Origin of the sequence: Streptococcus halitosis, assembly GCF_023147855.1 — a bacterium.
GTDB classification, from domain to species: Bacteria; Bacillota; Bacilli; order Lactobacillales; family Streptococcaceae; genus Streptococcus; species Streptococcus halitosis_B.
On sequence record NZ_JAHXOP010000003.1, the window covers coordinates 216950 to 240299 of the forward strand.

Here is a 23350-nt window from a genome sequence, read left to right on the forward strand (position 1 = left end):
ATCAGAATGATTAGTTGGCCTTGATAAAATCAGTAAAAAAAGATATGATAGATAGTGACAAAAGAGGTATCAAGTATGACGGAAAAAGACATTCAAAGAGCAACAAGCCAGATTGTAGAAGATGTAATAGACAAGGCTAATTTGAAGCAAGGAGCTATCTTTGTTTTGGGCCTTTCTTCTAGTGAGGTGATGGGTGGTCAGATTGGTAAGGAATCCAGCCAGGAAATTGGGGAAATCATCGTGAAAACCATCCTAGATATCCTAGAGGAAAAAGGAATTCATCTAGCTGTTCAAGGTTGTGAACATGTCAATCGGGCCCTCGTCGTGGAACGTCAGGTGGCAGAGCAGTTTGGTCTGGAAATCGTCAGTGTCCTTCCTACACTTCATGCAGGAGGGTCAGGTCAGTTGGCAGCCTTCAAGTTTATGCAGGATCCAGTTGAGGTCGAATTTATCAAGGCTCATGCTGGATTGGATATCGGAGACACTGCAATTGGCATGCATGTCAAGCATGTTCAGGTTCCGATTCGCCCTCTTTTGAGAGAAATTGGGCATGCCCATGTAACGGCTCTTGCAAGTCGTCCAAAATTAATCGGAGGTGCGCGTGCGCAGTATCCACAAGATTCTATCAGAAAGTCGTGAGAATGAGAAAAACAAAACAACAACTAGAAAAAATCACCAAATATTCGATTCGTAAGCTAACTGTTGGGGTAGGTCCTGTAGCCATCGGGGCCTTCCTTTTTGGTGCTAGTACCTTTTCAGTAGATAAGGTGCAAGCCAATGAAGTTGGCGGAGCTCATAGCGTTCATTACCGTTATCTGGCGGAGCAGGAATTGACTGAGTCTGAAAAAGCCTTGATTCACCATGAAGTTCCTACAGAATTTCAAGATGAAGATATTCTCTATGTAGTTTATCGCAAGAAAGCAACTAACAGTCAACAACTTCCTTACACAGGAAGTAAAGAACTAGCCTTGGCTGGTCTTGGCTTGGCAACAGCCTCACTAGCAGTCTTTTTGGTATCCAAAAAAGGTCACAAAGAGGTCCTAGGTGTTCTCTTGATTGGTTCTTTGGGAGCCAGCACTTTTGTACCTTATGGGACATTTGCATTTGAAAATAAAGAATTGCTTTCTTATAACCAAACTATTTCAGCCTCTACACATGAAGGCTTGGCTGAAGGAATTATTCATATTGATGGCTATGAGTACATCGGTTACTTCAAGGAAGCGGAACTCCATCCATCAAGACCAGCTTCAGCTGAAAAGTCTCAGTTGCCAGTAGAAAAGCAAAGTTCAAAAGAAATCGAGAAAACAGAAGTAGCTCAGGAAAGACCTGCTGTTGCTTCGGAAATTGCCGTCGAAAAATCTGTAGTAGAGAATCCAGTTGCGCCTGCGGTTGAAGAAAAACCAGTTTCTGAGAAGCCTCAGGCTAGACAGGAAGAGAGCTTGGTAGAGATTCCTTTTGAAACGGTCACAAGCCCAGATGCTAATCTAGCAGAAGGACAGACTCGTATCGTCACAGCCGGAGTAAATGGTCAGCGTCGTCTTGTAACCAAAGTTTCGATGGTCAATGGTCAAGAAGTTAGAGAAGTCATCGAAGACCAAGTGGTTCAAAAACCTGTGTCGCAAGTCATTGCAGTCGGAACTAAGAAAGAGGTGCAACCTGCTCCAACTCCAGTACCACAAGCTGAACCAACTCACCAAGTAGCTAAAGGTACGCAAGAAGAAGGCAAAGAAGGTCAATCTTTAACGCAACCCGAATTACCAGAGGTTACAGTAGAGTCTAAAGGAACTCAAGAGGCAGGTAAAGAAGGTCAATCCTTAACGCAACCATCCTTACCAGAAGCTACGATAGATGCCAAAGGAACTCAAGAATCTGGCAAAGAAGGTCAAGCTTTAACTCAACCTGCATTACCAGATGCTCCAGTAGAAGTAAAAGGTACACAAGAGGAAGGTAAAGTAGGTCAAGCTCTTGTACAAGAACAGTTACCTGAGTACAAAGTAACTGAGGGAACCCTTGTTGAAACATCGACTACAGACCTAGACTACAAAACTGAAACGACTGAGGATCCAACCAAGTATACGGACGAAGAAACTGTCGTAAGAAATGGTGAAAAAGGTAGTCAAGTTACTAAAACAACTTATAAAACAGTAGAAGGTGTTAAAACTGACCAAGTTCTTTCAACTAGCACAGAAGTTACCAAGGAGCCTGTAAACCAACAGGTAAGTCGTGGGACAAAACCAATTGAAGGAACTCTTGTAGAAGAAAGTCTTGAAAAGATTCCATTTAAGAAAGTTGTTAAAGAAGATGACCAACTGAAAAAAGGATTAGAAGTTGTAGCTCAAGAAGGGAAAGAAGGCCAGAAAAAAATCACCAAGACCTTTAATACCATTAAGGGAGTTAAAACAGAGGACGCTCCAAAAGTTACAGAGGAAATCCTTGAGGCACCTCAAGACAAAATTTTGAAACGTGGTACCAAGACCTTTGAAAAACCAGTATTGACCATCACAGCAGTTGAGCCTAAGGATTTGAAGCGTACTTCAGATGTTAAGTATAGTCTAGAAAATCCAAGTAAGGCAGCCATTAAATCTATTACCTTAACTCTGAAAAAAGGTGATGAGATTGTCAAAACCTTGAATGTTTCACCAGACGACTTGACAACTACCCTGACAGATTTACAGTACTACAAGGATTATAAACTTGAAACGAAGATGGTTTATGACCGTGGTGAGGGTGATGAGGAAGAGGTTCTGAAAGAAGAACCGCTAAGACTTGACCTTAAAAAAGTTGAAATCAAAAACATCAAAGAAACAAGCTTGATGAGTGTGGATGATGCTGGTGTTGAAACAGATAAGAGCTTACTTACTGAAAAACCGACAGACGTTGCTCCACTTTACTTACGAGTGACAACTTATGATAATAAGACAACAAGACTTACGGTAAGTTCTGTTGAAGAAGTGGTTGTCGATGGAAAAACATTGTACAAAGTGGTAGCAAAAGCTCCAAACTTAGTTCAACGTAGAGCAGATGATACTTTCAGTGAAGAGTATGTTCATTACTTTGAAAAACAAAAATTAAAAGAAGGTAATGTATATTACAACTTCAATGAGCTTGTAAAAGATATGCAAGCTAACCCAACGGGTGAGTTTAAACTTGGTGCGGATCTTAATGCAGCAAATGTTCCGACTCCGAATAAACAATACGTGACGAACATTTTTAAAGGTAAGTTGTATAGTGAAGGTGATAAACGTTATACCATTCACAATCTAGCTCGACCATTGTTCAACCGTGTTGAAAATGCTCATATTCATGACATCAACTTTGGTAATGTGAATATCAATATGCCGTGGGCTGATAAAACAGCTCCACTTGGAGATATGTTTAAGAACTCAACGATTGAGAATATTAAGGTTACGGGTAATGTGGTTGGTAATAACGACGTTACAGGTATGGTCAACAAACTAGATGAATCCAATATGCGTAATGTAGCCTTTATCGGTAAAATCGAAAGCGTGGGTAACAAAGGTTGGTGGTCTGGTGGACTTGTAAGTGAAAGCTGGAGAAGCAATGTAGATAGTTCTTATGTTGAAGCTGACATTAAAGCCAACAATGCTAAATTTGGTGGATTGATTGCCAAAGTCAACCATGGTGGAAATCCAAATGATGTTAAACAAAAAGGTCGTTTAACTAAATCTGTGGTCAAAGGGACATTGACACTCAAAACCAACAATCAAAGCGGTGGTTTAATTCACGAAAACTATGACTGGGGTTGGGTTGAAAATAACGTCAGCATGATGAAAGTGACAAATGGTGAAATGATGTATGGTTCAGGGTCAGTTGACTCAGGTGACCCATACTTCGGATTTGATTACTTCAAGAACAATGTGTATGTGAACGATGTTGCATCAGGTAACGTTTCTTATAACCGTTCAAAACAGATTAAGGGTGTCGACCAAGCAGAAGCGGATAAACGTATTGCTTCGTTCAATATCACAGCAGATAAATATGAAATCACACCATATTTGACTGATAAATTAAATCACGTAGCGTATAAAGAAGACACGTACAAAACTACTCAAGATTATAATGCAGAACGTGAACTTGCTTACCGAAATGTTGAAAAACTTCAACCATTCTACAATAAAGAGTGGATTATCAATCAAGGTAATAAGATTCCTGAAGGATCTAAATTATTAACTACAGAAGTATTATCTGTGACAGGTATGAAAGATGGTCAATTTGTAACTGACTTGTCAGATGTTGATCATATTATGATTCATTATGCTGATGGTACTAAGGAAGAAAAAGTTGTCACACGTAAAGCTGATTCTCAAGTCCAACAAGTTCGTGAATATAGTATCGAAGGTCTTGGTGACGTCGTTTATACACCGAATATGGTTGTTAAAGATAGAACACAATTAATCAACGATATTAAAGCAAAATTAGCAGGTGTTGAATTGATTTCACCTGAAGTGCGTGCGTTAATGGACAAACGTGGTAAAGCTGAAGAAAATACTGATGGTCGTAAAGATGGTTATATTAAAAATCTATTCCTTGAAGAAAGCTTTGAAGAAACGAAAGCTAATTTGGATAAATTAGTCAAAGCTTTAGTCGAAAACGAAGACCATCAATTGAATAGTGATGAAGCTTCCATGAAAGCTCTTCTTAAAAAAGTAGAAGACAACAAAGCTAAAATTATGATGGCTCTTACTTATTTAAATCGTTATTATGGATTTAAATACAATGATATGAGCATTAAAGACCTTATGATGTTCAAACCTGATTTTTATGGTAAGAACGTTAGCGTTATCGATAGATTGATTCAAATTGGTTCACGTGAACATTTCTTGAAAGGAGACCGAACTCAAGATGCTTATCGTGATGTGATTGCGGGAGCAACAGGTAAAGGTAACTTAAATGACTTCTTAACATATAATATGAAGTTATTTACAGAAGATACTGATATGAACGTGTGGTATAAAAAAGCTATTTCTCATACTAACTATGTAGTTGAGAAACAATCATCTAATCCTGATTTTGCTAATAAGAAATATCACTTATATGAAAACTTAAATAACGGCGAGCATGGTCGATACATTTTACCACTTCTGAATACTAAGAAGGCTCACATGTTCTTAATTTCAACGTACAATACGCTAGCGTTTAGTGCATTTGAGAAATATGGTAAGAATACAGAATCTGAACGAGAAGCGTTTAAGAAAGAAATCGATTTACGTGCACAAGAGCAAATTAATTACTTAGACTTCTGGTCAAGACTTGCTGCTGATAATGCACGTAACCAATTGTTGAAATCTGAAAATATGGTTCCATCAGCAATTTGGGATAACCAAGATGTTCCAGGTAATGGATGGGCTGACCGAATGGGTCATAATAAGAATGGTGACTATGCTCCAGTTCGTGAGTTCTATGGACCTACAGGTAAATGGCACGGATATAACGGTATGGGTGCGTATGCTTATATCTTTTCTAACCCACAAAATTCAGAGGCTGTATACTACATCATCTCTAGTATGATTAGTGATTATGGTACATCTGCATTCACTCACGAAACAACTCATATCAATGACCGTATGGCCTACTTAGGAACATGGCGTCACCGTGAAGGGACAGATATTGAATCATTTGCTCAAGGTATGCTACAATCACCATCTCTTACGAACTATAATGGTGAATATGGTTCACTTGGATTAAATATGGCGTACGAACGTAAAAATGATGGTACACAAATTTATAACTATGATCCTAATATGTTAAGTAGTCGTGAGAAGATTGATCACTACATGAAGAACTATAACGAATCAATGATGATGCTTGATTACTTAGAAGCAGAATCTGTCATCAAGAAAAATACTGGAACTAACGATAAGTGGTTCAAGAAAATCGATAAGAAATATCGCGAAAAAGCTAGCTATAATAAGTTAGAAGGTGCACCACACCAATGGGATTTAGTTCGCGATTTAAATGATGATGAGAAGAGTATGAAACTGACAGCTATTGATCAACTTGTAGATAACAACTTCGCTACTAAACACGGGCTACCAGGTAATGGTCATTACCGTACTGAAGGATTCGATTCTGCTTATACTGTTGTGAATATGATGACTGGTATTTACGGTGGTAACACAAGTAAGAGTACGGCTGGCTCAATCTCATTCAAACACAATACATTCCGTATGTGGGGCTACTACGGTTACCTTGATGGATTCTTAGGGTATGCATCTAACAAGTATAAACAAGAATCTAAAGCAGCCGGTAACGTAGGTCTAGGTGATAACTTTATCATCCAAAAAGTTTCTAAAGGTAGATTTAATACATTAGAAGAGTGGAAGAAAGCATGGTATAAAGAAGTCAGAGCTAAAGCTGAGAAAGGTTTTGTAGAAATTGAAATTGATGGTCAAAAGATTTCAACATATGAAAAACTTCAAGAGCTATTCGATGCTGCAGTTGAAAAAGACCTTCAAGGTAATAAATTTGATAATACAGTGAATCTTAAATGGAAAGTTTACAAACAACTCTTGCAGAAATCAGACGGATTTACTGGAGATTTATTCACTAAACAGTAGATAGAACTAGTAAAATGAAAAAAGGTAGATCAGCTTTGTCTGTATCTGCCTTTTTGTGCTATACTTAAGATATGCATAGAAAAACAGTGATTGATTTTAAAGCTTTAGGCGAGAGATACATCTTTACCCAGCCGATCAAAGAGTTAAAAACGAGAGATTTAGCAGAAGTGACGGACCTGCTGGCACAAGTGGAAAGCTACCAAGAGCAAGGCTATTATGTCGTGGGCTATATCAGTTACGAGGCCGCACCTGCTTTTGAGGAAAAACTAGCAGTTCACGAGGTTCCTCTACTGGGCGAGTATTTGCTTTACTTTACGGTTCACGATAGGGTGGAAACATCCCCTATTCCTCTGACTTATGAGGAAGTAGATTTGCCTTCAAAATGGCGGGAACAAACATCTGCAGAGGACTATGAAAAAGCTATTTCCCAGATTCACCATCATTTGCGTCAGGGGGACACCTACCAGGTAAATTACACTGTCCAACTCAAGCAAGACTTGAGTGTCAATCCTTTTGCCATTTACAATCGTATGGTGGTAGAGCAGGAGGCGGGCTACAATGCCTATGTTGAACATGATGAGATGGCAGTGATTTCCATGAGCCCAGAGCTCTTTTTTGAGCAAAATGACCGTGAGTTGACAACGCGACCAATGAAGGGAACGACTCAGCGTGGAGTGACTGACCAAGAAGACCTTGCCCAGGCTAGCTGGTTGGAGCAGGATCCTAAAAATCGCTCTGAAAATATGATGATTGTGGACCTCTTGCGAAACGATATGAACCGTATTTCTGAAGTTGGAAGTGAGCATGTGGAGCGTCTGTGTCAGGTGGAGCAGTATTCGACCGTTTGGCAAATGACTTCGACCATTAAGAGTCAGTTACGACCGGATGTGGACCTAGTTGAAATCTTCCGTTCGCTCTTTCCATGTGGATCTATCACAGGAGCTCCCAAAATTGCGACCATGGAAATCATCAAGAACTTGGAGCCTCAACCGCGTGGAGTCTACTGCGGAACGATTGGTCTCTTACTTCCAAATGGGCGACGGATTTTCAATGTCGCCATTCGGACTATCCAACTGCATCAAGGGAAAGCCATCTATGGAGTTGGCGGAGGGATTACTTGGGATAGTACTTGGGAATCTGAATACCGTGAGGTTCATCAAAAGGCGGCTGTTCTCTATCGTAAACAAGCTCGTTTCAAATTGATTACTACAGGGAAAATCGGCCAGAAACGTTTGCTATTTGAAGATCAACATCTGAAAAGATTGACAAAGGCGAGTCGTTATTTTTCCTTTCCTTTTGACCCAGAAGAACTGAGACAAAAGATAGAGGAAGAGTGTCAAGCTTGTGATTCTCACCAAGACTATCGCTTGCGAATTACTATCAGCAAGTCTGGAGAGATGGAACTCAGTCGCCAAATCTTAACACCCCTCAGTCCAAGTTTCTGCAAAGCCAAACTTTGTCTGCAAGAAGCAGATTTGAATCAATCATTTACCTACTTTAAAACAACTCATAGACCACATTTAAGCCTAGGAGAGCAAGAGAAGATTTACCATAATAAGTCAGGAGAACTACTTGAGACCTCTATTGGAAATCTGGTCTTAAAAATTAATGGTAAACTCTACACACCGCCTACCAGTCTAGGAATTTTGCCAGGGATTTACCGCCAGCATTTGCTAGACATAGGACAGGTAGATGAAAAAGTCTTGACTTTGGCAGACTTGAACCAAGCAGAAGCTGTCTATGGCTGTAACGCAGTCAGAGGTTTGTATGAGTTGAAAGTGAATTCTAAATAAACTTCATGAACTAAAAAACATAATGGATATGTTGAATTGTTGGATTAAGTTTGATAAAATAAGAGGAAAACGATGTCATTTTATGGGAGGAAATGATGAAAAAAACAGTTCTTTTTAAAGCTGGTCTAGCTAGCTTTTCTGCGTTGATGATGCTCGCTCAACCGACTTTTGCTAATGATACAATTCACTTTTCAAATTGTACAGAAGCGTGGGAAAATGGCTATTCTGATATCCATAGAGGAGAGCCTGGATATTCTTCAAGACTAGACAAAGATGGTGATGGAGTTGCCTGTGAACGCTCAAAAGCTCCTCGAGGTGTTTTTAAACCACGCCAATCTAGTCCACAGAATAGAGTTTCTTCTAGTGGATGGGTTAAGCAGGATGGATATTGGTATTATTATTCTGACAATGGTAATCCAGTAACCAATTCTTGGAAAGGAGATTACTATCTCAAATCAGATGGAACAATGGCTCAGAGTGAGTGGATATATGACTCATATTACAAAGGATGGTATTATCTCAAATCGGATGGTTCATATGCACGAAACACATGGATAGGAAGTTACTACCTTAAAGCAAACGGAAAGATGGCTCAAAGTGAATGGATTTATGATTCATCATACCAAGCTTGGTATTATTTGAAATCAGATGGATCTTATGCCAAAAATGCTTGGCAAGGTGCTTTTTATCTCAAAGCGAACGGTAAAATGGCTCAAAGTGAATGGATTTATGACTCTTCTTATCAATCCTGGTACTACTTGAAATCAGATGGTTCATACGCTCGTAATACTTGGCAAGGGAATTACTATTTGAAATCAGATGGTAAAATGGCAAAGAATGAGCGAGTTGATGGTGGTAGATACTACGTAGATGCTTCTGGCCTTTGGAAACCATAAATCAGAATAATTTCTAGGAAGTTAATGCAAACCTTTGCACAAAACAAACGATTTTGTTATACTATATCTGTAAGCATTTTCAATTAAAAAGGAGAAGACGATGAGTCAAAAGATTATTGGGATTGACCTTGGTGGAACATCTATCAAGTTTGCAATTTTAACTCAAGAGGGAGAAATCCAAGAAAAATGGTCTATTAAGACCAATATTTTGGACGAAGGAAGCCATATTGTAGATGATATGATTGAGTCTATTCAGCATCGTTTGGACTTGCTTGGATTGTCAGCTACGGATTTCCGAGGGATTGGAATGGGATCACCTGGTGTGGTTGACCGTGAGAAAGGGACTGTTATTGGTGCCTACAACCTAAACTGGAAAACCCTTCAACCAATTAAAGAAAAGATTGAAAAAGCCTTGGGTATTCCATTCTTCATCGATAATGATGCCAACGTAGCTGCTCTTGGTGAGCGCTGGATGGGGGCTGGTGACAACCAACCAGACGTTGTCTTTATGACACTTGGTACTGGTGTTGGTGGCGGTATCGTAGCAGAAGGCAAATTGCTCCACGGTGTTGCTGGTGCTGCTGGTGAGCTTGGTCATATCACTGTTGACTTTGACCAACCAATCGCATGTACCTGTGGTAAAAAAGGCTGTCTTGAGACAGTTGCTTCAGCAACAGGGATTGTCAACTTGACTCGTCGTTATGCAGATGAATACGAAGGTGATGCAGCCTTGAAACGCTTGATTGATGACGGCGAAGAAGTAACTGCTAAAACTGTCTTTGACCTTGCAAAAGAAGGTGACGACCTTGCCTTGATCGTTTACCGTAACTTCTCACGTTACTTGGGAATCGCTTGTGCTAATATAGGATCAATCCTAAACCCATCAACAATCGTTATCGGTGGTGGGGTGTCAGCTGCGGGAGAATTCCTTCTCCAAGGTGTTCAAAAGGTCTACGACGAAAATACCTTCCCTCAAGTACGCACATCTACTAAATTGGCTCTTGCAACTCTAGGAAATGACGCTGGAGTTATCGGGGCGGCATCACTTGTATTGCAATAAGATAATAAAAAGGGGAAAACACTACTTTAAAGCCAGTGATTTTCCTCCTTTCTTTTTTTATGCTATACTAGTTAGGACAATAAATGAGGTGAGAGTAAATGACAAAAGCAGATACGATTTTTAAAGAAAATATTGAACGAATCCTCAAAGACGGCGTCTTTTCTGAACAAGCACGTCCTAAGTACAAGGATGGGACTGTTGCCAACTCCAAATACGTAACGGGTGCCTTTGCAGAGTATGATTTGGCTAAGGGTGAATTTCCCATCACAACCTTGCGACCCATTGCAATCAAATCCGCCATCAAGGAAGTACTCTGGATCTACCAAGATCAGTCTAATAGCTTATATGTTCTCAATGACAAGTACAATGTTCACTACTGGAATGACTGGGAAGTGGGAGATACGGGAACCATCGGTGAGCGCTACGGTGCGGTCGTTAAGAAACACGATATCATCAACAAGATACTCAAGCAGTTGGAAGCCAATCCTTGGAATCGTCGCAATATCATCTCACTCTGGGATTACCAAGCATTTGAGGAGACAGACGGCCTCCTTCCATGCGCCTTTCAGACCATGTTTGATGTCCGTCGCGTTGATGGGGAAATCTATCTGGATGCGACCTTGACCCAGCGTTCTAACGATATGTTGGTGGCCCACCACATTAACGCTATGCAGTACGTGGCTCTTCAAATGATGATTGCCAAGCATTTTGGATGGAAGGTTGGAAAGTTTTTCTATTTTATCAACAACCTTCATATCTATGATAATCAGTTTGAACAAGCAGAGGAATTGCTCCGTCGTGAGCCGTCAAACTGCCAACCACGCTTGGTTTTAAATGTTCCTGATAGAACCAATTTCTTTGATATCAAAGCGGAAGATTTTGAGTTGGTTGACTATGATCCAGTCAAGCCACAACTGAAGTTTGATCTAGCTATTTAAGAAAATAAAAAAGAAGTTGAGATTGCTCAACTTCTTTTGTTGCTTAATGTGATACGCGGCGGCGAGCTGCTTTTTTGCGGTTTTCTTCGATGAAAGCTGCTTTTTGCTCTTCTGGCTCAATCACTTTCTTTTTAATTGCGTATACTGCACCTGCAACGGCAGCGACAGTGCCTGCGACACCTGTTACAAGACCTTTAGCGAATCCTTTAGCCATGAGTCTTCCTCCTTTATCTTCCCGAACAGTCAGGCTCCTCAAGAGGTAGCATTTTTCTGACTGACCTTTTTGTGATATAATAATAGTAACGAAAAAATGGGAATTTTTCAAGGAAAAAAGATGAAAACAAAAATAATTGTGATTGTTGGACCGACTGCTGTTGGGAAGACAGCCCTTGCTATTGAAGTGGCCAAGCGCTTTGGTGGAGAGGTGGTCAGTGGCGACAGTCAGCAAGTATACAGAGGGTTGGATATTGGGACGGCCAAGGCTAGCCCAGAGGAGCAAGCCGTTGTTCCTCATCATTTGATTGATGTCAGAGAGGTGACCGAGTCTTACTCGGCTTTTGATTTTGTTTCAGAAGCTAAGACAGCTATCAAGGACATCCAAAGTCGTGGCAAGCTTGCTATTATCGCTGGAGGTACAGGGCTTTATATCCAGAGCTTGCTGGAAGGCTATCATCTAGGTGGGGAAACACCTCATGAGGATATTTTAGCCTATCGAGCTAGTTTGGATGCTTTTACAAATGATGAATTAGCTCATCTTGTGGAGCAAACAGGTCTTGAAATTCCCCAGTTTAACCGTCGTCGTGCCATGCGCGCCTTGGAAATTGCCCATTTTGGTCAGGATTTGGAAAATCAGGAAAGTCCTTATGAACCACTGATTATCTGCTTGGATGATGAACGCAGCCAGCTTTATGAACGTATCAATCGTCGAGTAGATCTGATGTTTGAGGCTGGTCTTTTGGATGAGGCTAAGTGGCTCTTTGATCATTACCCGGATGTGCAGGCAGCCAAAGGCATTGGCTACAAGGAACTTTTTCCTTATTTCCGTGGGGAGCAAACTCTTGAGGAAGCAAGCGAGAGTCTCAAACAGGCGACTCGTCGTTTTGCCAAGCGTCAGTTGACCTGGTTTCGTAATCGCATGCAGGTCACCTTTTATCAGATAGGAGAGCCTGGAGTTCAAGACCGTATTTTAAGCCAGATAGAGGAGTTTTTAAATGATTGAAACGGAGAAAAAAGAGGAGCGCGTCCTGCTCATAGGTGTGGAATTGCAGGGCATGGACAATTTTGACCTTTCTATGGAAGAATTGGCCAGTCTAGCCAAGACAGCTGGGGCAGTCGTTGTGGATAGCTACAGGCAAAAACGGGAAAAGTATGACTCCAAGACCTTCGTTGGCTCTGGTAAGTTGGAAGAGATTGCGCGGATGGTGGATGCAGAAGAAATTACTACTGTCATTGTCAATAATCGTTTGACTCCACGGCAAAATGTCAATCTAGAAGAAGTTCTGGGAGTTAAGGTTATTGACCGTATGCAGTTGATTTTGGATATCTTTGCTATGCGGGCTCGAAGCCATGAAGGGAAGCTCCAAGTCCACCTGGCCCAGCTCAAGTATCTCTTGCCTCGCTTGGTTGGTCAGGGGATTATGCTCAGCCGTCAGGCTGGTGGAATTGGTTCCCGTGGTCCTGGTGAAAGCCAGCTGGAGCTGAACCGTCGTAGTGTTCGCAACCAAATCACAGATATCGAACGCCAACTCAAAGTGGTTGAGAAAAATCGGGCAACAGTTAGAGAAAAACGTCTGGAGTCGAGTACCTTTAAGATTGGTTTGATTGGCTACACCAATGCTGGGAAATCAACCATCATGAACACCTTGACCAGCAAGACCCAGTATGAGGCTGACGAGCTCTTTGCGACCCTGGATGCGACAACTAAGAGTATCCATCTGGGGGGCAATCTTCAGGTTACCTTGACTGATACGGTTGGCTTTATCCAGGATTTGCCGACTGAATTGGTGTCCAGTTTCAAGTCAACCTTAGAGGAAAGCAAGCATGTAGACCTTCTAGTTCATGTCATCGATGCCAGCAATCCTTATCACGAGGAGCATGAAAAAACAGTCCTGTCCATCATGAAAGACTTGGATATGGAGGATATTCCCCGCCTGACCCTTTATAATAAAGCGGATTTGGTGGAGAATTTCACGCCTACTCAAACGCCGTATGCCCTCATTTCTGCCAAGTCTGAGGATAGTCGTGAGAACTTGCAAGCATTGTTTTTGGAGAAGATCAAGGAGATTTTTGAAGTCTTTACCCTGCGCGTGCCTTTTTCTAAGTCTTACAAGATACATGATCTAGAAAGTGTGGCGATTCTTGAAGAACGTGACTACCAAGATGATGGAGAAGTGATTACAGGCTACATTTCCGAGAAAAATAAATGGAGGTTAGAGGAATTTTATGACTGATATTAAAACGTTGGCTCTAAAGTATGGAGGTTATACAAGTCTGGATAAGGTCTATCTAGATCAACTTCTAGCTGGCAAAACAGAGCAAGAGCAGTTGGCTCTCATTACACCTCCTCCGAGTGTCGTCAATGCCTACTTTGCTGAACTCTACCAGAAAAAGAGTCCTGAAGCTGCGACGGATTATTTTGCAGAAGTCAGTCAGGAACTGAACCTCTACAATGCTGAGCCAAGTTTCACCTTTGAAAATAAGCCTTTTATTCGTCTTAATTTATCTGGCAAATCTTTTGGATTTTGCTATGAGAGTGAGGGCCTGGGGCGGATTTTCTCTGAAAATGAAGAGAAAATCTCGGATGACTTACTTTTTGAGATTGCGCAAATTTTCCCCCATCAACTCGTCTTTGAAGAGTCTGGAAAGATTTACATGAAGGATGCCGGAGATGAAGAAGTTGTTAGCGTGAAAAGTCTCACAGCTTTGACAGATTTGGAAAGCTTGGCTGATGGTCGCAAACGTCTCAAAGGTTATAGCCAAGAGGATTTATTACAAGAAGCTGTTACTTTTTCTGGCAAGCGCTATTTCCGATCGGAAAATCGCACAGCTATGTTATATATTGATTAATTAGAAAGTATCAAATGGATATTCAATTTTTAGGAACGGGGGCTGGTCAGCCCTCTAAAGCCCGCAACGTTTCAAGTCTCGCATTGAAACTCTTGGACGAGATTAACGAAGTCTGGCTCTTTGACTGTGGAGAAGGAACGCAAAATCGCATTCTGGAAACCACGATTCGACCACGGAAGGTCAGCAAAATCTTTATCACCCACCTGCATGGAGATCATATCTTTGGCTTGCCAGGATTCCTTTCTAGTCGTGCCTTTCAGGCTAATGAAGAGCAGACAGATTTGGACATCTACGGACCTCAAGGGATCAAGTCCTTTGTCTTAACAAGTCTTCGTGTGTCAGGTTCTCGTCTGCCTTACCGCATTCATTTTCATGAGTTTGACCAAGATTCCCTTGGGAAAATCCTTGAAACGGATAAATTTACAGTCTATGCGGAAGAATTGGATCACACTATTTTCTGTGTTGGCTATCGTGTCATGCAAAAGGACTTGGAAGGAACCTTGGATGCTGAGAAGCTCAAGGCTGCTGGTGTCCCATTTGGTCCGCTTTTTGGAAAAATCAAAAACGGCCAGGATGTTGTTTTGGATGATGGGACTGAAATCAAGGCGGCAGACTATATCTCAGCTCCCCGTCCTGGTAAGATTATCACTATTCTAGGAGACACCCGAAAAACCAATGCTAGTGTGCGTCTGGCTGTTAATGCCGATGTCCTGGTCCATGAGTCCACTTATGGCAAGGGAGATGAAAAAATTGCTCGCAATCACGGTCACTCAACCAATATGCAGGCAGCACAAGTAGCAGCAGAAGCCAGTGCTAAGCGCCTCTTGCTCAATCATATCAGTGCTCGTTTCCTTTCAAAAGATATCAGCCAGCTTAAGAAAGATGCAGCTAGTATTTTTGAGAATGTCCATGTGGTTAAAGACTTGGAAGAAGTGGAAATCTAGAAGATTGAGAAAGGATAAGTATGCGTACTATTCTCATTACCGGAGCTAGCGGTGGCTTAGCCCAAGAAATGGTCAAACTCTTGCCAAATGACCAATTGATCTTGCTAGGTAGAAACAAGGAAAAACTAGCCCAACTATATGGAAATCATTCTAATGTGGAATTGATTGAAATCGATATTACTGATGACTCAGCCCTAGAAGCTCTGGTAGCTGACCTCTATCTCCGTTATGGCAAGATTGATGTCTTGATTAACAATGCTGGATATGGAATTTTTGAAGATTTCGACCAGATTTCTAATCAAAACATTCACCAGATGTTTGAGGTCAATACCTTTGCCCTGATGAACCTATCACGTTTGATTGCTTCTCGTATGAAAGAAAGCCGAAAAGGCCATATCATCAATATCGTCAGTATGGCAGGTTTGATAGCGACTAGCAAGTCTAGCCTTTACTCAGCAACCAAGTTTGCGGCTATTGGATTTTCAAATGCTCTGCGCCTCGAACTCATGCCTTACGGTGTCTATGTAACGACGGTCAATCCAGGCCCAATCCGCACAGGATTTTTTGACCAAGCAGACCCAGATGGGACCTACCTCAAGTCGGTTGACCGTTTTCTATTGGAACCAGATGCTGTCGCGCAAAAGATTGTTAAGACCATAGGTAAAAACAAACGCGAGCTCAATCTCCCAATCTTGCTCAACCTAGCCCATAAGTTTTATACTCTCTTTCCTAAGCTAGCAGATAAGTTGGCTGGAGAAACCTTTAATTATAAGTGAGAAAGCTGTTCCTTTGAGGAATGGCTTTTTTCTTTAATAAGGAGGAGTTGTTGATCAAAAATAATCCCTGAAAATACTAGTAGTTTATCTCTATTTGATAGTTTTGGAGTATAATTGAGATAAGAAAGTTCATTAGATAAGTGAAGTCCCAAACCAGCTAGCTTACCCTAGATAATGCCCTATGTATAGCCGGAGGTTGACAATGGAATTATTGACAATTGACCAAATTATTTCCATTATTGAGGAAGCAATGCAAGGGCTTGACCCTGAGATAAGAGAAGGAATTGTCCTGAGCCATACTGAAGTGCCTGTGTCTGAACTGGATCGTTTGAAAAAACAACTGCAAATACAAGATTTGGATCCGATTTTTAGGAAGTATATTTTGGCCTATAACTGGGGGCAGGTCGGTTTTTTAAGTTACCAGTTTGGATATGGGGACGACACTAGTCTTACTTGGCTGATCAATCGCAATTTGGAATACCACGATTACTCGACTCTACAAGAAAGAGGCTTGATCATCATTGCAAATGGAGATCCCTACACTATTTTGCTGGATTGTCAATCTGGGGCGGTCTATGCTCTTGATGCAGAGATGAACTATGATGAAAAAATATGGCTGACACCAGATTTTCTAGCATTTGTTAGAGCCATGGGAACGGCCCAATCTGCAGTTTGGAAGGGTTGTGAAAGTGACTTCATCCACTTGATGACTAGAATAGGTCATGCGTCCAGTTTGATATTTTGGCAGAGTCTGGTCGGGTTTTATGATTGAAAATAGAAGGAGCAGGTCATGGAATTTATTGTAGCTGAGGAAGGGATTCCTCAAAATATCGGATGTCAGGGAGCCCTGATTGCCTATTATGGTAGTGAGATAGAATTTCATTATGAAACCGTTCCACCACACGGTGATGAGATTTTTTCTGCCAAGTTGCCTTTGTTGGGGCTTGATCTACCCTTTTGGATCTATGGGAGAAATCTCATATTTTTAGATGCTTACTACCTCTTAGCAGAAACAGTTAAGAAAGGGACTTGGAATCCCATAACGAGTATGCTCATCAACATTCATACGGGGGAATACGCCAGCCTAGACCACTGGTACAATCATATATCTATTGAGCAAAACGGTCTTGAGTTGAAAAATGATTATGATGGACAAGTACTGACTTTGAAAACGGTTGACAAACTTCATTGGCTTGCCCTAGATGCTGAATCAGAAGAAAGAAACTAAAAATGGCAAAGAAAAGAGTTACATTACCAAAAGAGTTTAAGGATTTAATGGATGAAGGAAATATTGAAGCCCTTAAAGCGGTCTATGACCGTTGTGAATTAACCGCTCATGATGGAAGATTTAGCTTATGTACACCTCTGCATATGGGAGGAGTCCCGGATGAATTGGTTATCTGGCTTGTCGAACAGGGCTTGGATATCAATATCCCTGATTATTATGGAGCGACTCCTTTGTACCGTCAGGCAACCATGGGAAGAGAGACTGTAAAACTCTTGCTCGAATTGGGGGCAGATATTGAAAAAAGCAATACTTATGGAAATACACCTCTGCATATGGCAGCTGAGTTTTTTCATCCTAAGACCGTTGCACTTCTCATAGAAAAGGGAGCAGATGTTAACCCTAAAAATGATAGGGGACAGACTCCACTAGACTCCGTTCTCACTGTCTGTCGGGGAATTTATATTGCCCAAACAGCTGAAATTGCCTCTATGCTGTTGGATGCAGGTGCTAAGAAAACATCTGCTATGAAAGAAAAGGTCGAAAATATCGGTAAAGATTTTGAATTTCATAGAGAGGGGATCAATCCCGACTATCTAGAAGCAGCAGATCAGGGTCTAGAAAAACTTTATGCTTTGTTTGATGTCAAGCCGGTAGCCAAACGAATAACCCACGATGGAGTTTCTCCGATTCTCGTAAAAGAAGGTAGTTGGGAGGAGCAATATGAGGAACTATGGTCTTTCTTGATTCCTTCAAGTGGAGCAGCCAAAACTGTTCAGGGAGAAGTTATTCGTATACCAGGTCGAGTTCGAGATGAACTGGATCGCAATGGTGGGGTCAACTGGGACAGGGACTATAGAAAAATGCTTCAAGCTCTCCCTCAATACTTGTCTCTAGGAATCCCCCTTTCAGATCAAGAATTAGAAGAGACTAAAGAGCTTATTGCTCAAGTTCATGGGAAAGATTTTGATGACGAGCCTCGCCTAGACCGCCTGTGTCAGCTAGCTATTGCTTGGATTAAGCAAAATCCTGAGCCCCTTCTACTAGAAAAAACAAGTTATAAGCGGTAAAAAGCATTGGAAGACAGATAAAATAAAGAAATCATGGTGAAATGATGCAACTAATTGACCAAGTTAAAAAATAGAAACTTATATTTGTGAGTGTTTTGAAGACTGGGATTTGGATGATCCTGTAGAGGAAGGATATCTGGAAGATTATCAGGGCATTTCTGGTGCTTCTGAGGAAGAGCTTCAAGCCTTTGAGGAAATATTTGGCATTCGTCTACCTAGTGACTTCAAAGAGCTTTATAGCTATAAAAATGGGAGTAAATACCTCTCTATTTTACCTTGTGTAATTGACCAGAGAGATTTTACTTTTTCTCTCATGAGTCTACAGGAAATTGAGACTTGTAAAAAGTACTTTCAAAATAGAGATTCTCTGTTAACCGAATTTCCCGACTATTTTTCTAGTCAAGACCTAGAAAACATGCATGATAGTAGAATTAAGCCCTATCTTTTTAATAAAAAATGGCTTCCTTTTGCTCAGTATTGTGACTCTTGTTATCTTATGCTGGATTTTGATCCAGACCAGGAGGCTCAGGAAGGTCAGGTTATTTGCTACATCCATGATCCTGACCAGGTGATCTATGCGGCTGAAAGCCTTACAAATCTGATTGAAGGGATAATGGATGAGATCATATGAATGGACAAATGTACCAAATAGCCTGTATCGTGGCAGCAGCTAGGAAGGCTTTAAAAACTGATCAGGCAATCTTGTATCATCCTGACCAATATATCAATAAGATTTGCTTTCAAATTTTGCCGTCAAAAAATGGGGAAGCTACAGAACTTTCTGTATCTGATTGGTTTGAAAATCTTAAGGAAAAAGGTTTGAAGGACTTACAATTATTTTGTCCTATTTCAGTTGAAGACAGAGGTATTTTAGGCTTCTCCAATACAACACAGAGTTCAATTCTCTGTTTTGATAAAGATGGGAAGGCAAGTTATTTCCTACCAAATTGGAAATCTGCTTCCCCAGGCAGAGGCTGGGATGTTACCTACACCGAGTATGAATGGGAAAGGTCTTCTCAAGACATTCCCCACTATGAAAATAATATCGAAGAATTTAAGGACATATTGACTCGTATAGAAAATCTAGCAATTAAAATTGAATGTGACAACTTTGCCAAAGTCTTTCAATCTGCTAGAAACTTTTTGCTAGACCCAGAATCTGGTAAAGGACTGGCAGAACCTCAAATTCCACTGCAACATCTAAGTATATTTAGAGCTGCAAGCTCAGCGGATGTTTTTGGAGGAATGGGCTCCTGGAATGATGAACCTGGATGGCTGGCACAAGATAAGGGACTGGGTCAAGTATACGATGAACTTTCAGATCAATTGCTAAGAAATATTAGATCAGCCATTCTATTTGCCATCAACGAGTGGTGATGGATTAGGAGAGAGAAAATGGGGAAGTTAAAGTTAAGTCTATTGAATAAATGGGAACTAGACAAGGACTACAATAGTGTTTTCAATTCTGTCATGTTACATGATGGTAGAGCCTTTGTCTTGACCAGTGAGAAGGAAGCTTTCAATCTCTACTGTCTGCTTGAAGTATCACCTTTGGGTGTGAAGGAGATAGATGCTTGGTATTGTGACCATGTTTGGAAGGAAGAGCCTCTACTCTTTACAGATGGACAAAATATTGGCATCATCAAGGCTGGCAAGGAAATAGTCTATTATACTGGTGATTTTTCTAATCCAGAAATCATTGCCATAAAGGATCCGCAAAGTATACTTCCTAAAAAGGCACAAGAGAGATATTTTCAAATCGTATCAGATAGCGACCAGATACCCGTGTGTTTTGAAAATCAAGTTTATACAAATCAGGCAAGAAACTTTGCCCTTTTAGAATTTGATCGAGAGAAAAAGCAGGCGAAGTGGACCACTTATTCGCATATTGATAAAAAAGAGTTAAATCACCACGACACGAACTCAAGTTTTTGTCCTAAAATCGATAGTATGAAATCTTGGAAGCAAGAGCTCTATGCCTTTAGCTCTGGAGAAAGTCAAACCTCTGTCAATAAATGGGGCATGGACTATTATGCTCTTGTTAAAATCTCTAGTGATGGTCGTATTATCGAAAAGTTATTAGAATCTGAACATTTAAAGGCTTTAGGTAAAAAAGCTGGTGTCAATGGAATTTTTACGGATTCGCCTTATATTATCCTGAGCCCCCTATTTAAGAATGATGATTGGAAGGGCAAGCAAAAGCTATTTTCTCTGGCAACGAGAGAATTGTGCGATATATCCTTGCCTAGAGGAATGAGTAAACACAAGCTTCAAAATATAACAGACAACTTTTGTTTAACCTTCCTGTACGACAGAGGATTAAAAGAACTTGCCCTTTGTCGGATTGACTAGGCTGTGAGGCTGAGTTTGGGAGCTTTTGATAGATAGGTGCTGATATTTCTTGATTAGTCTACAGTATTTGTTTTGAGCTGTTTTCTTGTCAAATTTGACCAAGTATTGCAAATCGAATCTTAAAATAGTATACTAGAAATAGCAATTATGAAAACGTTTGCGTTTTTGTTGATGATGATTATTTAGGAGACAAAATATGGAATTAACAGCCATTTATCATAGACAAGAATCAGAGTATGCTTATCTTTACAAAGAAGGTCAGCTACATATCCGAATCAGAACCAAGAAAAATGATGTCCAGCAGGTCATTTTACATTATGGAGATCCCTTTATCTTCATTGAGGATAAGTATGAAGCCAAGAAAGAAATGACTAAAGCAACCTCGGATGCTTTATTTGATTATTGGCAGGTTACAGTATCGGTTGATTTTGCACGGATTCAGTATCTCTTTGAACTCCTTGATGAGGAAGGTCAGGGTATTTTCTACGGTGATAAGGGTTGTGTGGAACATACTCAAGAAAACTTGGATGCGGAAGGAAATGGCTTTAAGCTTCCCTATATTCATGAAATCGACGGATGTCAGGTTCCTAGCTGGGTTTCAAATACCGTTTGGTACCAGATTTTCCCAGAACGATTTGCTAATGGAAATCCTAATTTGACTCCAGATGGAGCTCGAGAGTGGGATGCTGCCATTGCACCTAATAGGGATGACTTTTTTGGTGGAGATTTACAAGGGATTATCGACCATCTAGACTATCTAAAAGATTTGGGAATCACTGGACTTTATCTATGTCCGATTTTTGAAGCAACGACCAATCACAAGTACGATACGACGGATTATTTCGAAATTGACCGTCACTTTGGAGACAAAGAAGTCTTTGCTAATTTAGTCGAGGAAGCTCATAAACGTGGCATTAAGATTATGCTAGATGCTGTTTTCAATCATATCGGCTATCAGTCTGCCCAATGGCAGGATGTTCTAAAAAATGGAGAAAATTCCCCTTATAAAGATTGGTTCCATATTCAAGAGTTTCCAATTACAGAGGATAAACTTCAGAATCCAAGAGAACTCCCTTATCATACCTTTGCCTTTGCTAGCTATATGCCTAAGTTAAATACAGCAAATCCTGAAGTCAAAGACTATCTTCTCAGTGTTGCAACTTACTGGATTGAGAATTTTGATATCGATGCTTGGCGCTTGGACGTTGCCAATGAAATTGACCATCAGTTCTGGAAAGATTTTAGAAAGGTAGTTCTCGCTAAAAAGTCTGATTTGTATATTTTAGGTGAAATCTGGCATACGTCTCAGCCTTGGCTAAAAGGAGATGAGTTCCATGCAGTCATGAACTACCCGCTCTCTGAAAGTATCAAGGATTATTTCTTGCGTCAGCATAAAAAGACAGAGCAGTTCATTTCAGAAATCAATAGCCAGTCAATGTACTACAAGCAACAAATCTCAGAGGTTATGTTAAATCTCCTGGATTCTCACGATACAGAGCGTATTCTTACAACTGCCAAAGGAAATCTCCAACATGTCAAGGCTGCTTTAACCTTCCTCTACCTTCAAAAAGGGACTCCTTGTATCTATTACGGAACAGAGCTAGCACTAATTGGTGGACCAGACCCTGATTGCCGTCGTGTCATGCCTTGGGACCGTGTGTCTGAGGACAATGATATGCTAAATTTCATGAAGAAATTAATCCAAGTCCGTAAAGAAGTTGCAAGCATTATTCAGCATGGTTCCTATAGCTTGCAAGAAGTGAAACCAGATGTTATTGTCTTGGAATGGACCTACGAAGGAAAAGAAGTTCAGGCTACCTTTAATCAGTCTAAGGAAAATTTTGTCTTGGACAGAGATTCAGTTGATTTAGCGAGTCATTGTCAGGTTAAGGAGGGACAACAAATCATCTTACCAGATGGATTTGTAGTTACTATTTCTGAGTAAAAAGGATTAAAATAATGGCACTCAAGGAAGTTTATGAGTATTTTCGTCACTATGATAAGGAAACTTATCAGGTTGTTGCCTGCATGGGTAATGAACCATCGGAAGAAGATGTTCAGGATTTTGAAAATCAATACGGCATTCGTCTGCCAGAAGATTTCAGGGAATTCACCATGTCATCTCTGGGAGGTCTCTTTATGGAAGTCAGGGAAGAGCTATGGCCAAGAGCCAAGGCTTACGATGTAGCCCCTTTTTGGACTTTCTGTCGAGGTATTAAGGTTTTTGGAATTGCAAATGGCATCCCAGATTTCTTAGATATTCGAATTAAAACCAAGGAATTACACGCTCTGGGCTTTGAGGATTATATTCCATTTCTGTCTATCATCGGTGATGGAGATGTAATTTTCTGCTTTGATAAGGACAATCACATAGTAGCTTTGGATTGGTATAATAGTGGCGAAACTGAAGAGCTTAATTGTGATTTTTCAGGACTTTTACTCCAGCAAATTGCCGAGCTAGAAGAGCGTAAAAATGCGATGGTCAATCTTTTGGAAAAGGGAAAATCTAGTCAATAATCTATAAGGAAATATCAGTTTGATAGTCCGTAAAAGAGGTTGGGACAAAAGATCCCGACCTCACTTTTTTAGCAATCAAACTTTGACGCGGTAGCTGATTGAACTTTTTGTTCGTCTTTTAGACTCCAAAAAGCT

At 40.6% G+C, this 23350-nt stretch carries 19 protein-coding genes and 1 pseudogene; 19 read left to right on the forward strand and 1 reads right to left on the reverse strand.

Annotated elements, in window-relative coordinates:
* The first annotated feature begins 75 nt into the window (after positions 1-75).
* From KZX55_RS07205 to KZX55_RS07230, 6 genes are all read left to right on the forward strand, one after another.
* Positions 76-639, forward strand: coding sequence for a TIGR01440 family protein (locus KZX55_RS07205; protein WP_248026080.1), 564 nt, complete (start codon positions 76-78; stop codon positions 637-639).
* Between the two features lie 2 nt (positions 640-641).
* Positions 642-6578 (forward strand): ZmpA/ZmpB/ZmpC family metallo-endopeptidase, encoded by a 5937-nt coding sequence (locus KZX55_RS07210; protein ID WP_248026097.1) that lies wholly within the window; start codon positions 642-644, stop codon positions 6576-6578.
* A gap of 71 nt (positions 6579-6649) precedes the next feature.
* Positions 6650-8371, forward strand: coding sequence for an aminodeoxychorismate synthase component I (gene pabB, locus KZX55_RS07215; RefSeq protein ID WP_248026100.1), 1722 nt, complete (start codon positions 6650-6652; stop codon positions 8369-8371).
* A gap of 95 nt (positions 8372-8466) precedes the next feature.
* Positions 8467-9267 (forward strand): excalibur calcium-binding domain-containing protein, encoded by an 801-nt coding sequence (locus KZX55_RS07220; RefSeq protein WP_248026109.1) that lies wholly within the window; start codon positions 8467-8469, stop codon positions 9265-9267.
* Positions 9268-9367: 100 nt separating this feature from the next.
* Entirely contained in the window at positions 9368-10327 is a 960-nt protein-coding gene (locus KZX55_RS07225) for an ROK family glucokinase (protein ID WP_000078548.1), read from the forward strand.
* Between the two features lie 98 nt (positions 10328-10425).
* Positions 10426-11265 carry a thymidylate synthase gene (locus tag KZX55_RS07230; protein WP_248026111.1) on the forward strand — a complete coding sequence of 280 codons (840 nt, stop codon included), beginning with the start codon at positions 10426-10428 and terminating at the stop codon, positions 11263-11265.
* A 43-nt stretch (positions 11266-11308) separates the two neighbouring features.
* Here the strand turns inward: KZX55_RS07230 and KZX55_RS07235 are convergent, their stop codons facing one another.
* Positions 11309-11479: a DUF3042 family protein gene (locus KZX55_RS07235; RefSeq protein WP_001051782.1), complete on the reverse strand. Its 171-nt coding sequence runs from the start codon at positions 11477-11479 to the stop codon at positions 11309-11311.
* A 120-nt stretch (positions 11480-11599) separates the two neighbouring features.
* On the opposite strand from KZX55_RS07235, the gene miaA reads away from it, so the two are divergent.
* The 13 genes and pseudogenes from miaA to KZX55_RS07300 all read left to right on the forward strand — a co-directional run bounded on the left by miaA (position 11600) and on the right by KZX55_RS07300 (position 23215).
* A complete protein-coding gene (gene miaA / locus KZX55_RS07240) occupies positions 11600-12484 on the forward strand; it encodes a tRNA (adenosine(37)-N6)-dimethylallyltransferase MiaA (protein WP_248026113.1) in 885 nt (294 codons plus the stop codon).
* Entirely contained in the window at positions 12477-13715 is a 1239-nt protein-coding gene (hflX, locus tag KZX55_RS07245) for a GTPase HflX (protein ID WP_000573176.1), read from the forward strand. Before miaA ends, hflX begins: the two co-directional genes overlap by 8 nt.
* Positions 13708-14331, forward strand: a complete 624-nt coding sequence (locus KZX55_RS07250; RefSeq protein WP_000129698.1) for a hypothetical protein — start codon at positions 13708-13710, stop codon at positions 14329-14331. Before hflX ends, KZX55_RS07250 begins: the two co-directional genes overlap by 8 nt.
* A 14-nt stretch (positions 14332-14345) precedes the next feature.
* Positions 14346-15275 carry a ribonuclease Z gene (rnz, locus tag KZX55_RS07255; protein ID WP_248026115.1) on the forward strand — a complete coding sequence of 310 codons (930 nt, stop codon included), beginning with the start codon at positions 14346-14348 and terminating at the stop codon, positions 15273-15275.
* A 20-nt stretch (positions 15276-15295) separates the two neighbouring features.
* On the forward strand, positions 15296-16051 hold the full coding sequence (locus KZX55_RS07260; RefSeq protein WP_248026117.1) for an SDR family NAD(P)-dependent oxidoreductase: 756 nt from the start codon (positions 15296-15298) through the stop codon (positions 16049-16051).
* A gap of 202 nt (positions 16052-16253) precedes the next feature.
* Positions 16254-16823 (forward strand): hypothetical protein, encoded by a 570-nt coding sequence (locus KZX55_RS07265; RefSeq protein WP_057489426.1) that lies wholly within the window; start codon positions 16254-16256, stop codon positions 16821-16823.
* An 18-nt stretch (positions 16824-16841) separates the two neighbouring features.
* Positions 16842-17279, forward strand: a complete 438-nt coding sequence (locus KZX55_RS07270; protein WP_000394429.1) for a hypothetical protein — start codon at positions 16842-16844, stop codon at positions 17277-17279.
* A gap of 2 nt (positions 17280-17281) precedes the next feature.
* Positions 17282-18346 carry an ankyrin repeat domain-containing protein gene (locus KZX55_RS07275; protein WP_248026120.1) on the forward strand — a complete coding sequence of 355 codons (1065 nt, stop codon included), beginning with the start codon at positions 17282-17284 and terminating at the stop codon, positions 18344-18346.
* Between the two features lie 44 nt (positions 18347-18390).
* Positions 18391-18977 (forward strand): annotated as a pseudogene (locus KZX55_RS07280) (SMI1/KNR4 family protein).
* Positions 18974-19723, forward strand: coding sequence for a hypothetical protein (locus KZX55_RS07285; RefSeq protein ID WP_084852370.1), 750 nt, complete (start codon positions 18974-18976; stop codon positions 19721-19723). The pseudogene KZX55_RS07280 and the gene KZX55_RS07285 overlap by 4 nt, the downstream one beginning before the upstream one ends.
* 18 nt (positions 19724-19741) lie before the next feature.
* Entirely contained in the window at positions 19742-20698 is a 957-nt protein-coding gene (locus KZX55_RS07290) for a hypothetical protein (RefSeq protein WP_248026123.1), read from the forward strand.
* 196 nt (positions 20699-20894) lie between these two features.
* Positions 20895-22643, forward strand: coding sequence for a glycoside hydrolase family 13 protein (locus tag KZX55_RS07295; protein ID WP_248026126.1), 1749 nt, complete (start codon positions 20895-20897; stop codon positions 22641-22643).
* A 14-nt stretch (positions 22644-22657) separates the two neighbouring features.
* Positions 22658-23215, forward strand: a complete 558-nt coding sequence (locus KZX55_RS07300; RefSeq protein ID WP_248026128.1) for an SMI1/KNR4 family protein — start codon at positions 22658-22660, stop codon at positions 23213-23215.
* The last annotated feature ends 135 nt before the right edge of the window (positions 23216-23350 follow it).

Coding starts and splice junctions, on each gene's coding strand:
- KZX55_RS07205 (WP_248026080.1), top strand. CDS start 76: ATGACGGAAAAAGACATTCAAAGAGCAACAAGCCAGATTGTAGAAGAT.
- KZX55_RS07210 (WP_248026097.1), top strand. CDS start 642: ATGAGAAAAACAAAACAACAACTAGAAAAAATCACCAAATATTCGATT.
- pabB (WP_248026100.1), top strand. CDS start 6,650: ATGCATAGAAAAACAGTGATTGATTTTAAAGCTTTAGGCGAGAGATAC.
- KZX55_RS07220 (WP_248026109.1), top strand. CDS start 8,467: ATGAAAAAAACAGTTCTTTTTAAAGCTGGTCTAGCTAGCTTTTCTGCG.
- KZX55_RS07225 (WP_000078548.1), top strand. CDS start 9,368: ATGAGTCAAAAGATTATTGGGATTGACCTTGGTGGAACATCTATCAAG.
- KZX55_RS07230 (WP_248026111.1), top strand. CDS start 10,426: ATGACAAAAGCAGATACGATTTTTAAAGAAAATATTGAACGAATCCTC.
- KZX55_RS07235 (WP_001051782.1), bottom strand. CDS start 11,479: ATGGCTAAAGGATTCGCTAAAGGTCTTGTAACAGGTGTCGCAGGCACT.
- miaA (WP_248026113.1), top strand. CDS start 11,600: ATGAAAACAAAAATAATTGTGATTGTTGGACCGACTGCTGTTGGGAAG.
- hflX (WP_000573176.1), top strand. CDS start 12,477: ATGATTGAAACGGAGAAAAAAGAGGAGCGCGTCCTGCTCATAGGTGTG.
- KZX55_RS07250 (WP_000129698.1), top strand. CDS start 13,708: ATGACTGATATTAAAACGTTGGCTCTAAAGTATGGAGGTTATACAAGT.
- rnz (WP_248026115.1), top strand. CDS start 14,346: ATGGATATTCAATTTTTAGGAACGGGGGCTGGTCAGCCCTCTAAAGCC.
- KZX55_RS07260 (WP_248026117.1), top strand. CDS start 15,296: ATGCGTACTATTCTCATTACCGGAGCTAGCGGTGGCTTAGCCCAAGAA.
- KZX55_RS07265 (WP_057489426.1), top strand. CDS start 16,254: ATGGAATTATTGACAATTGACCAAATTATTTCCATTATTGAGGAAGCA.
- KZX55_RS07270 (WP_000394429.1), top strand. CDS start 16,842: ATGGAATTTATTGTAGCTGAGGAAGGGATTCCTCAAAATATCGGATGT.
- KZX55_RS07275 (WP_248026120.1), top strand. CDS start 17,282: ATGGCAAAGAAAAGAGTTACATTACCAAAAGAGTTTAAGGATTTAATG.
- KZX55_RS07285 (WP_084852370.1), top strand. CDS start 18,974: ATGAATGGACAAATGTACCAAATAGCCTGTATCGTGGCAGCAGCTAGG.
- KZX55_RS07290 (WP_248026123.1), top strand. CDS start 19,742: ATGGGGAAGTTAAAGTTAAGTCTATTGAATAAATGGGAACTAGACAAG.
- KZX55_RS07295 (WP_248026126.1), top strand. CDS start 20,895: ATGGAATTAACAGCCATTTATCATAGACAAGAATCAGAGTATGCTTAT.
- KZX55_RS07300 (WP_248026128.1), top strand. CDS start 22,658: ATGGCACTCAAGGAAGTTTATGAGTATTTTCGTCACTATGATAAGGAA.